At 41.2% G+C, this 10,490-nt stretch carries 7 protein-coding genes; 2 read left to right on the plus strand and 5 right to left on the minus strand.

Features of this window, described 5'->3' with window-relative positions:
• Positions 1–55 precede the first annotated feature (55 nt).
• Positions 56–2,314: an aerobic respiration two-component sensor histidine kinase ArcB gene (arcB, locus tag ABZA00_RS05260; RefSeq protein ID WP_372881091.1), complete on the minus strand. Its 2,259-nt coding sequence runs from the start codon at positions 2,312–2,314 to the stop codon at positions 56–58.
• Positions 2,315–2,624: 310 nt separating this feature from the next.
• Between arcB and folE2 the strand changes: the two genes are divergently transcribed.
• On the plus strand, positions 2,625–3,545 hold the full coding sequence (gene folE2 / locus ABZA00_RS05265) for a GTP cyclohydrolase FolE2 (RefSeq protein ID WP_372881092.1): 921 nt from the start codon (positions 2,625–2,627) through the stop codon (positions 3,543–3,545).
• A 38-nt stretch (positions 3,546–3,583) separates the two neighbouring features.
• Here folE2 and ABZA00_RS05270 read toward each other — a convergent pair whose 3' ends face one another.
• From ABZA00_RS05270 to tyrS, 4 genes are all read right to left on the minus strand, one after another.
• Positions 3,584–6,085 carry a diguanylate cyclase domain-containing protein gene (locus ABZA00_RS05270; protein ID WP_372881093.1) on the minus strand — a complete coding sequence of 834 codons (2,502 nt, stop codon included), beginning with the start codon at positions 6,083–6,085 and terminating at the stop codon, positions 3,584–3,586.
• A gap of 188 nt (positions 6,086–6,273) precedes the next feature.
• A complete protein-coding gene (locus ABZA00_RS05275; protein WP_372881094.1) occupies positions 6,274–7,179 on the minus strand; it encodes a TIGR01212 family radical SAM protein in 906 nt (301 codons plus the stop codon).
• 78 nt (positions 7,180–7,257) lie between these two features.
• Positions 7,258–7,923: a hypothetical protein gene (locus ABZA00_RS05280; RefSeq protein WP_372881095.1), complete on the minus strand. Its 666-nt coding sequence runs from the start codon at positions 7,921–7,923 to the stop codon at positions 7,258–7,260.
• A gap of 12 nt (positions 7,924–7,935) precedes the next feature.
• Positions 7,936–9,207, minus strand: coding sequence for a tyrosine--tRNA ligase (gene tyrS / locus ABZA00_RS05285; protein ID WP_372881096.1), 1,272 nt, complete (start codon positions 9,205–9,207; stop codon positions 7,936–7,938).
• Positions 9,208–9,353: 146 nt separating this feature from the next.
• Here tyrS and mtnN point away from each other — a divergent pair, with 146 nt between their 5' ends.
• Positions 9,354–10,049, plus strand: a complete 696-nt coding sequence (gene mtnN / locus ABZA00_RS05290) for a 5'-methylthioadenosine/S-adenosylhomocysteine nucleosidase (protein ID WP_372881097.1) — start codon at positions 9,354–9,356, stop codon at positions 10,047–10,049.
• The last annotated feature ends 441 nt before the right edge of the window (positions 10,050–10,490 follow it).

The following is a 10,490-nucleotide window of genomic DNA, read 5'->3' on the forward strand; positions in this document are numbered from 1 at the left end:
AAAGCTCACTGATTAAAAATATTAATTGCGATATTTAAGATAAATTCGCTGGTCATTATTTACCATTAGCAACCACCCATTTTTTTAAAATGGTGACATCGTTTTCATATTCAGACTTAATTAATTCTACCCAGTCATCAATATTATCCCACCAGGCAGGCAGATCCGGTGATTGTATTTTTTGCGCCAGCTGCTGGATTCGCTTTAAACCTACTGAGCCGGCTGCGCCCTTGATTTTGTGCGCTTCACTAACGATACCCTTTTGATCTTTTGCAATCATATTAGAATCCAAAACATCAAGGTATTCCGGCAGTAATTTTTCAAATAAAAGAATATTGTTCAGAATCACAGAGGTTGGTAAAAAGTCCATCAAATCGACAAGCATTTCCCGATCAAACAAGGTATCAGCCTGCTGCGCAATTTGCTTTTTTGATAAAGGTTCAATGTGCTGGTGACCACCTTCCTGCTTAAATAATTTGTTAATCATTGCATTTAACGGTTTAACACTCAGTGGCTTAGCTAACGCGTCATCCATTCCCTGCGCGATAAACATTTTATTATCAGCAAATACATTGGCCGTCAGTGCGACAATAGGCGGTAATTTTTGCCCGTGTATCTCGCGTAATTTTTTAGTGACCTGATAACCATCCATATCAGGTAATTGAATATCCATCAGGATCAATTGATAACTGTTCTGCTTAACCTTATCCAGAGCCTGTGCTCCATTGACTGCACTATCCACTTTATGACCGAGCTTTTCTAATAAGGATTTAGCCACCAGAATATTAAGCTCGATATCTTCCACCAGTAAAATTGAAAGCTTAGGTAAATCAGCCAGAATTTGCTGTTCCTGATGTTCTGTTTGCGGGCGATTAACCGTTAAGCTCAACTTAAAGGTGCTGCCCTGACCAAGTTTGCTGCTAACGGTGATGATACCTCCCATCGCCTCCACAATTTTCGCTGAAACGGCCAGTCCTATCCCGGACCCGGTTGCAAAAGTATTACCTTCGACTTGATAATACATTGCAAAAATTTTATCGAGTTGATTCTCGGGGATGCCAATACCGGTATCTTCAATCTCAAAAGAGAGTTCAACCTGATCCAAATTAACAGGCTTACTCCAACAGCGGATACTTACCGAGCCTAATTGGGTAAACTTCACGGCATTGCTGATCAAGTTCCACAAAACCTGCCTTAAACGCGTATCATCAGCCTCAACATAATCAGGAAAATCCCCCTGCTGTTCAAACTGTAAGGTTAAGCCTTTCTGCTCAGTCTGAATAAAAGCCAAACTTTTCAAATCGCTGATAAAATCCAGCATGTTAATATTATTAGCAACCAAATTTAAGCGCTGCCGATCTAATTTATCCAGGTTAACAATATCATTAAAGATATTACCTAAGGTGATAGCGCTGATATGAATAGTTTTAAGATGTTTAGTCTGTTCAGCGGTTAGCTGCTCATCTAATAACATACGGCTTAAGCCAACTATCCCGTTTAACGGAGTACGTAATTCGTGACTGATGGTTGAAATAAATTCCGTTTTATGACGGATATTTTTCTCTATCGACTCCTGATATTTTTTACGCTCAGTGATATCCCGGCCAAAACCAATAATACCGGTACACAACGACTCACTATTAAAAAGCGGCAGTGCCCTGACTTCAAAAAAAGCTTTTTGACCATTCGGGAAATGCAGCCAATGCTCATGAATTTGTTCCTGTTTTAGCTGTTTAACTTTTTTATCCCGGGCGACAACTTGTTGCGCATAATCAGCAGGAAAAATATCAAAAGGAGTCAAACCTATCAACTCTTGTTCCGTTTTCCCGGTAAGCTTCTCCATCGCTTTATTACAGCTGACAAAGCGGCCGTTTAAATCCCGGTGAAAAACCAAATCCGGAGAGGTATTGATAAAGGACTTTAATAAAATCGCGGCTTCCACAAGTTCATGCTGGCTCTTTTTACGCTCAATAATTTCTTTTTCTAATGCATGGGTTTTCAACAGATCTTTTTGGCGCATCTCCTGCAGACTGGCGACAGTGTTACCTAAATGCTCCCGCGCTTCTTCCAGATCCCCCACTACAACGGTCAAAAAATACACAGCCCAGGGGGTTATGATCAGCCCTATCATAATTGAACGGGAAGCATCCGCTATACTTAAGGGCTCATCAAAATAGATCGCGAGTAATATCTGCAGCGCAGAATCTGCACTTATAATGGCAATCGCGAGTAATAAACTAAAACGAAACACCCCTAAACGTTTTAATAAAGCAACATAATAACGAACCCATGTTTTAAGATTAAACAGTCGCACATAAACTCCCATAGAGTAAAAGATAGCCAAACATAAAATGGTTATTGTATACCTAACCAACTGATTTATGTAAAAATAGGATACGCTAAGCGGATCGCATTCATACAGTTTTTAGCAATAAAACCGCGATAAAGCTCCAAGCACGGCACCGGAGTGTAATCATTTTTTTTTAAAAAAAAACTTGTTTTGGGCATTTAAAGTAAACCTTTTCATTTCATGGTTTTTAATTCTCCGTAACAAGTCTATAATGCACGCTTTTAATTTCTATATTTTAATACATGCAGTTGCATGTTTACTGGAGTTTTTCTTAATGGCAATGCCAGATATCGCAAATAGTGCACAAGCTCAGACTGAAGGTAAACTAGATCGAGTTGGAATGAGTAATATTGAATTACCTATTATGGTTCAAACTGATGATTGCCCGCCACAACAAGTAAGTGCAAGTGCTGAAGTATTTGTCAATCTTGGTGATCCACAGGCAAAAGGGATTCATATGTCCCGCTTATATCTGCAACTTGATGAACTATCGACAGAGTCTGAATTAACACTCGGCACCTTGACAGACTTACTCCACGGTTTTATCGCCAGTCACCATGAATTAAGTCAGCAGGCTTTTGTTAAATTTTCCTTTGACTATCACCTGCGCCGTAAATCATTAATTAGCGAGAAACGCGGCTGGAAAGCTTACCCGGTTATTATTATCGGCCGACTTAACGATGGCAATCTTGAGTTTGAACTGCAGGTAAACGTACCTTACTCTTCGACCTGTCCGTGCTCTGCAGCATTAGCCCGCCAACTTATCCAAAAAGCTTTTTCTCAAAAATACCAAGAGCAGAGCGAAATCAGCAAAGATGAGATATTAAAGTGGTTGGGCTCTACACAAGGTATTGTGGCCACCCCGCACAGTCAGCGCAGTATTGTTGAGATAAAAGTTAAGCTAAATAAATCAAATTCCTCTTTTCCTGTTATTGAATTAATTGATTTAGTTGAAAATACGCTGAAAACACCGGTTCAAGCCGCAGTAAAAAGAGAAGACGAACAGGAGTTTGCACGTCTAAACGGCCAGAATTTAATGTTTTGTGAAGATGCAGCCAGACATTTACAGTATGCTCTTCACCAGCAAACTAAATTTGATGATTTCTGGTTACGCGTCAACCACTACGAAAGCTTACATGCGCACGATGCTGTTGCAATCACCACTAAAGGTATAAAAAATGGCTACTCCGCATAAACAATAACGCTTATAATCTGGGAGCATTTGCTCCCAGATTAATGTATACCGACCTGATCTCGTCCAGCCATTTGAGCATCATACAAACCGGCTTCAACTTCGGCAATTAACATTTTAGGTGTAGTGAGCTCGCTCGGAAAAAGGCTTGATAAGCCGATACTGACACTCAGAAAACCATTGCCTGGAGAATAATCATGCTCTAACTTTAACTCCGCAACATCGAGATGTATCTCTTCGGCAATTTTTAATGCTTTTGTTGCGTTACCGCCTTTGATTAGTAGCACAAATTTTGAGCCACCATACCTTGCGACAAAACAACCTAACGCTTCACTTTTAGTTTCCAATGTAGCGGCAATAGTCTGCAAAGCCTGATCCCCCCTGTATTGACCATAATTATTATTGTAGGTGTCAAAGAAATCAATATCACACATCAGCAAAGATAATAATTCCTGCTCTTTCCCTGCGACAGACCACTGTTGATTTAACTGAATATCAAAGGCATAACGGTTAGCAATATTGGTTAGTTTATCGACCAAAACTTGTTGATTACTATTTTCTGCAGCCTGATGCATAAGCTTTTCTGCTTGTTTACGTGCCGAGATATCCTGCGCGATAATAATCACAAAGCGTGACTCATTATCCTGTTCCTTATGTACTTCATAGCTGGTATGTTTACCGTCGCAAAATATCACCTCCTCAAAGGAGACCGCGCTGCCTGAGTCGATAATATCCTGATTGTAACGCTCTGCCCAATCCGTCTGATCGGATGAGTGGAGCTCATTAAGTGACATTCCAACAATACTTTCAGGATCAACAGCGAACAGTTTAGCAAAATGTTTATTAGCTGCAATTATCCGCCCCTCTTCATCAATCAAGCCCGTAGGATCAATCCCCTTATCCAGCAGTACCTTCAATATAAGCCCCTGCTGGATAAGTTCTTTATCTATATCTAAACGTTGAGATTTTTCACTGAAGATTTGCTTATTGAGCTTATGTAACTCGGTAATATCATGATCAATAGTTAACATCGCAAATACATGTTGCTGCTTATCATATAGAGGTATTTGACAACTATTAAATAAACATAATTTGTTATCGTGCTCAATCCATTCCTGCGCTTGGTAGGTTTCACCTTCCCAAACTGAAGCTTCTTTTTGATTGTCAGTTGAGGGTACGAATGCTTCAGCACTTCGCCCCGTCGCATCTTTAATGTCAGTTTTATGCGCTGTCGCCCATGACTTATTGCAGGTAATAATTCTTCCTTGCGGAGATTTAAACATAACTTGCTCAGGCATAGCTGCTAATACTGCCCTCAGAAATTCACGTTGCTCATCCAACTGACGCTGCACTTCCAATAACTCAGTTACATCTTTCAAATGGCATAACCAGGCGGTTTGACGTTTATAATGAATACGTTTCGTTGAAACTTCTATATCCAGATAATCATCATCTGCCATTAAACGAATTTGTGAATTTTCAATCTTTGTCTGATGACTTGCGTTATTGATTAAGCGAGATAATAAGAGTTGATTTTCAGGTTCTTTAAAGAGGTAGTTTTTTTTATTTTTTTTAAAAGGGAATAACCTTTTAATTTCATCATTGGCATAAACAATTTTTTCTCCATCTAAGGAGAAAACAACTAAAGGATAAGGTGAAGAATCTGCAACATCGTCAAATTGATCATCCTGAATACGTCTATTGCGGCTATAAACCATGAAAAAAGTACCAATACAAAAAAATATCAGCAGGTTTCTAACCATCTCTGAAGAAGCACCCCATAAAGGGTGATTTGCTTTAGCAACCGCTGAAGTTATTTTATCCGCCATAGGATCAAGTTGCTTACCCCACTCAATCCAGTCTAAAAAATTTTGCTGCTGCGCTGAAGTATAAGCAAACAGAGAATTTGTTGATGGCTGCAGTTCTGTTTTATTGAATACAAGCAGTAAAAGCTTATCCAACCAGGTTTGACTGTTTGGATTAGCAGTGAATAAAACAAAAGTATCAATATCACCGCTGAAAAGATCAATCAAAATTTCAAACAAGCCGGGATACTCTTTATAAATAAGATTCGGAGTATTGCGGAACAGAGGCAGTTGATCCGCATTGGGCAGCACCCCCCCCACGATAGCAGGATGATTTTTTTCCGCCAGCGCAGGACTTATTTGCGCCGAACGGGAGGGAAAATAATAGAACTGGCTGGTAATCGCCATCAGCGTCGACTTTGGTAAGTTCTCCAACAGGCTAATTTCATCGCCGATACCACTATAAACGGCCGCTTTATTTTCCGTCACTAACTTAACAATATCCTGCTTATGGTAAGGTTCAAATTTAACCGGGATCCCGGTATCCTGTGACCAGGCATGCCAGAAATCAGCAAATAACCCCTGCACATCCCGTCTGGCATTAAATCCTGAATAAGGCATATTTTCTGCTACAAAAACAGTGATGCTTTCAGGCCGCATTGATTCTTTTAAAGCCCCCTGTGCCGGGGTTTGAAAGAACAAAAAAAGCAGAGAAAAAAGTGAAATCAATTTCAGCATATGACTCTCTCATAATCAGTAACAAATTTCATTCTAACTGATCAACAAGTCGATGCGAATCAATAAGTAAAGCGAACTCAAAAGAACATGCCGGCCTTCACAGTTTAACCTCTCAAAACCATCATAAAAAACTCAAACCATTTCAAAATACAGGCATCTGGTTGGTGAAGTAGCTTGAGTTTATTACTTTACAGCGCGCTTCCCTGCCCCCCGAATTCATGTAACAGCTGCCCTATTCTATTTTGTACCGGCCAGCGTTTTTCACACCATAAAGGCGATAACAACTGTTCTGTCTTTGCGGTGGCAGAGATTCGATGGAAGATAACCTCTGCCGGAGTATGGCGAATCAAGCTGACCACACTTTGACTGTATTGTTCCAAAGACAAGGTTTTTAACCGCCCGGCCTGCCAGGATTTTTCCATAATCGCTCCCCGAACCACGTGCAACGGGTGCAGCTTTAAGCCGTCCACACCTGTATTGATAACTTGTTGTAAGGTCCGCTGATAATCCTTATCAGACTCCTCCGGCAACCCTAAAATCAGATGCGTACATACTTTTATTCCCCGTGCCCGCGCTTTTTGACATACGGATTGATATTCACCGAATCCGTGGCCGCGATTAATGCGTTTTAATGTTTTGTCATTGGCTGATTGCAAACCTAACTCCAACCAGACTTCATAACCCCGTAACACATAACTGCTGAGCAGGTTTAAGACCTCTGCTGATACACAATCAGGCCGGGTACCCACACATAATCCAATGATATTACTATTAAGGGTTGCCTGCTGATACAGTGAAGCCAGTTGCTCTATCTCCGCGTAGGTACTGGTATAAGCCTGAAAATAAGCGAGGTATTTTTTGGCTTTATGCTGCACTTCCGATGCACGCGAAGTTAACTGCACGGCAATTGACTGCAAAGCCTGACTTTCATCAGAAAATGCAGACACATTACAAAAGGTGCAGCCCCCTCTACCAAGAGTGCCATCACGGTTCGGGCAGGTAAAATTACCATGCAGGGTTAATTTATGTACTTTTTCTCCGTAACGAGTTTTGAGATCATTACCTAATGTATTTATATACCGGGTCAACTGCATCTTATTTTTCTTTGGCTATAAAAAAAAGCCACTATATAGTGGCTTTTAAAAAAATGTTTTGCGCTATCTTAACAAAAGCTAAAAAGCGAAGGTAAAGTCAGCCCAAAATTCAGCATCTTCATCAAGGTGTGCAGAGATCCCTACATTTTCAGCCAGCTCATAACCGATATCAACAGTGCCTTTAAATTCCTTTACATTGACACCTTTTAACGCATAAGTATAACCCGGTGTAGCGCCCAGCCATAGCTGATCAGATAGCGCATAACGAAGCGCAGCTTCAACATCTAAATACGTGGTGCTGTCAATGTTATCTCCCCACATCATGCCGATATTAATAGCAGGATAGAGTGTAAATTGTGGATTGTTTAACGGTATTTTTTTAATCACACCAAAAGAAGCTTGATCAACAGAGTTGCCCTTATATTCATCACTCCAGGTGCTTTTTACTAAAAACCCCGTATTATTGCGGTTATTAAACGCCATATAATTAAGATTGTAATAGTCTAAATCGTGTTTTGCTTCCAGAGTTAATTGATGTTTCAGCTGCCAGCCTAAATAACCGCCAAGGGCGCCGAACACATCCACACCTTCAGTACCGCCGCCAAGCCCCACCTTGGAATACACAGCAGTAGGGTCACTGAAGTCGGCACCCTGTTTACTTGCCTGCTGTTGTGCGGATACCTGTCCGGCAAAAACAGCTAATAATGCACTACTTAATAACGTCACTTTGTTAAGTTTAAACATAGGTCTATGCCTCTATTTCCAAATAAATAAATTGAATAAGCGTTTACCGCGTTTAATGACTGTGTACTTCCCAAATAACGCATCCGATTTATGTAACACTAATTCGCTATCGCTGTGTTTTTCACCATTGATGCTGACCGCGCCATTGTTAATAAATTCACGCGCCATTTTATTCGATTTAGCCAGTTCGCAACTGGTTAATAATTCAACCAGAGATTTTTCATCACCTTCAACTTTCGTGCTGGGTAAACCATCCTGTGCAAGCTGTGCCAGATCGGATTCGCCCAGAGCACTTAAATCCCCGGAGAACAAGGCTTCTGTAATACGCTGAGCTGAAGCTAAACCTTCTTCTCCGTGAACTAAACGGGTAACATGCTGCGCTAATATATTTTGCCCCTCGGGACGTCCCTGAATGGTTTTATCTTTTTCTTCAATTTCGGCAATCTCTTCAACCGATAAGAAAGTAAAATAACGCAGGAATTTATAAACATCAGCATCCAGGGTGGTGATCCAGAACTGGAAGAAAGCATAGGGTGATGTTTTAGCAGCGTCTAGCCAGATAGTGCCCGCTTCTGTTTTACCGAATTTTGTGCCGTCAGCTTTGGTTACCAGCGGCAGCGTTAAGCCGAACACCTTTTCCTGGTTCATGCGGCGCGTTAAATCAATACCGCCGGTAATATTTCCCCATTGATCCGAGCCGCCAATTTGCAGAGAACAGCCATTGGCTTTATTTAGCGCTGCAAAATCATAGGACTGCAGTAGCATATAGGTAAATTCAGTGAATGAAATACCGGCACCATCGCGGTCAATACGCTGTTTAACCGATTCTTTTTGAATCATGGCATTAACACTGAAGTGTTTACCGACATCGCGTAAAAAAGAGATGGTGTCCATTTTACCGATCCAATCAAGGTTATTTACCACCTCGGCTGAATTTTCCTGATCGCCAAATTTAATAAAAGCACTGACCTGCACTTTAATTTTATCAACCCAGTTTGCCACGACATCATCGCTGTTTAACTTACGCTCTGCAGCTTTAAAACTTGGATCTCCAATTAAACCCGTTGCACCACCCACTAAGGCTAATGGTTTATGGCCTGCTTCCTGAAAACGTTTCAATGTTAATAACGGCACTAAACTGCCGATATGCAAGCTGTCTGCCGTAGGATCAAATCCACAATAAAGTGTTTTGCAGCCACTTGATAAATGTTCATGTAATTCTTCATCTGCTGTCGTTTGCGCAACCAATCCCCGCGCTTTTAAATCTTCAAGTAGAGCATTCATTTATTTACTTCCTAATCATTGAGCTTCCAATCTTTTAATGGCCAAGATATTACACATTTACAAGCCACAAAAAAACCATAGAGTGCGGATATGAGAGAGTTTATGTTAGCATTAGCCTTATTTTTTTATTACAAAGAGCAGAACAGATGAAAATAGGCATTATTGGCGCGATGGACGAAGAAGTCAGCATCCTTAAAGCGGCATTAACGAACATGGAAACAACCGTCATTGCAGGTTGTGAGTTTTATCAGGGTGAGTTAAACGGTAAACAGGTCATCGTTACCAAATCAGGAATAGGTAAGGTTGCGGCCGCCGTGGCAACAACATTATTGCTGGAAAGATTTACCCCGGATTATATCATCAATACCGGATCCGCCGGCGGTTTCGATAGCACACTTGAGGTTGGTGATATTGTGATCTCAACAGAAGTGCGTTTTCACGATGTTGATGTCACCGCATTTGGTTATGAAATCGGGCAAATGGCGCAGTTACCCGCGGCTTTTCCGGCGGATAAAAACCTGATAACTATTGCGCAAACAGCAGCTGAAAGCACCGCCCACGCGAAAATCATTCAGGGTTTAATTTGTAGCGGTGATATTTTCATGGCGGACCCGAAGAAAGCGGAAATAGCACGTCAAAATTTCCCCACAATGGCGGCATGTGAGATGGAAGCGGCAGCTGTCGCTCAGGTATGTTACCAATTCAACGTCCCCTTTGTGATCATTCGTTCATTATCAGATATTGCCGGGAAAAAATCAGAGTTATCCTTTGAGCAGTACCTGCCGATTGCCGCGAAAAACGCCTCTATTCTGGTGACAGAAATGGTTGATAATTTAAACTGATTTGTGCTTATGTAGCTGGCTCATGTAGCTGGCTCAGGTGATAACAAGTTGATAGAAGTGATCATCTATTACCCGAATACTATGGGGGGCGGACTTCAGTCCCGCATGGTCTGCTTATCTGAACAAAATCAAAAAATGCGGACTGAAGTCTGCGCCCCAACACCACAGCCCTGTTCAGGGCTGTGGTGGATCAAATAACTTACTTCTCCCGTATATACAGATCTTTAGAATAAATGCGCCCTTCCGCATTATGCATCGGATAACCGCCGACAGCCGGATTAACTAAACGTGCCTGCATATAATATTGAAGCTCACCCAGCTAAAGCAAGGTGATTCTTGTCGTCAACGGTTTAGGCATTGCAACATTAAGTTGCGTTAGTCTTCTAAAACCTCTTACAAGCGTTTAACGTGTCGGCACTACCTGCCGCCACGAATTTTTAA

It is taken from the genome of Psychromonas sp. (genome assembly GCF_041586535.1).
Lineage (GTDB): Bacteria > Pseudomonadota > Gammaproteobacteria > Enterobacterales > Psychromonadaceae > Psychromonas.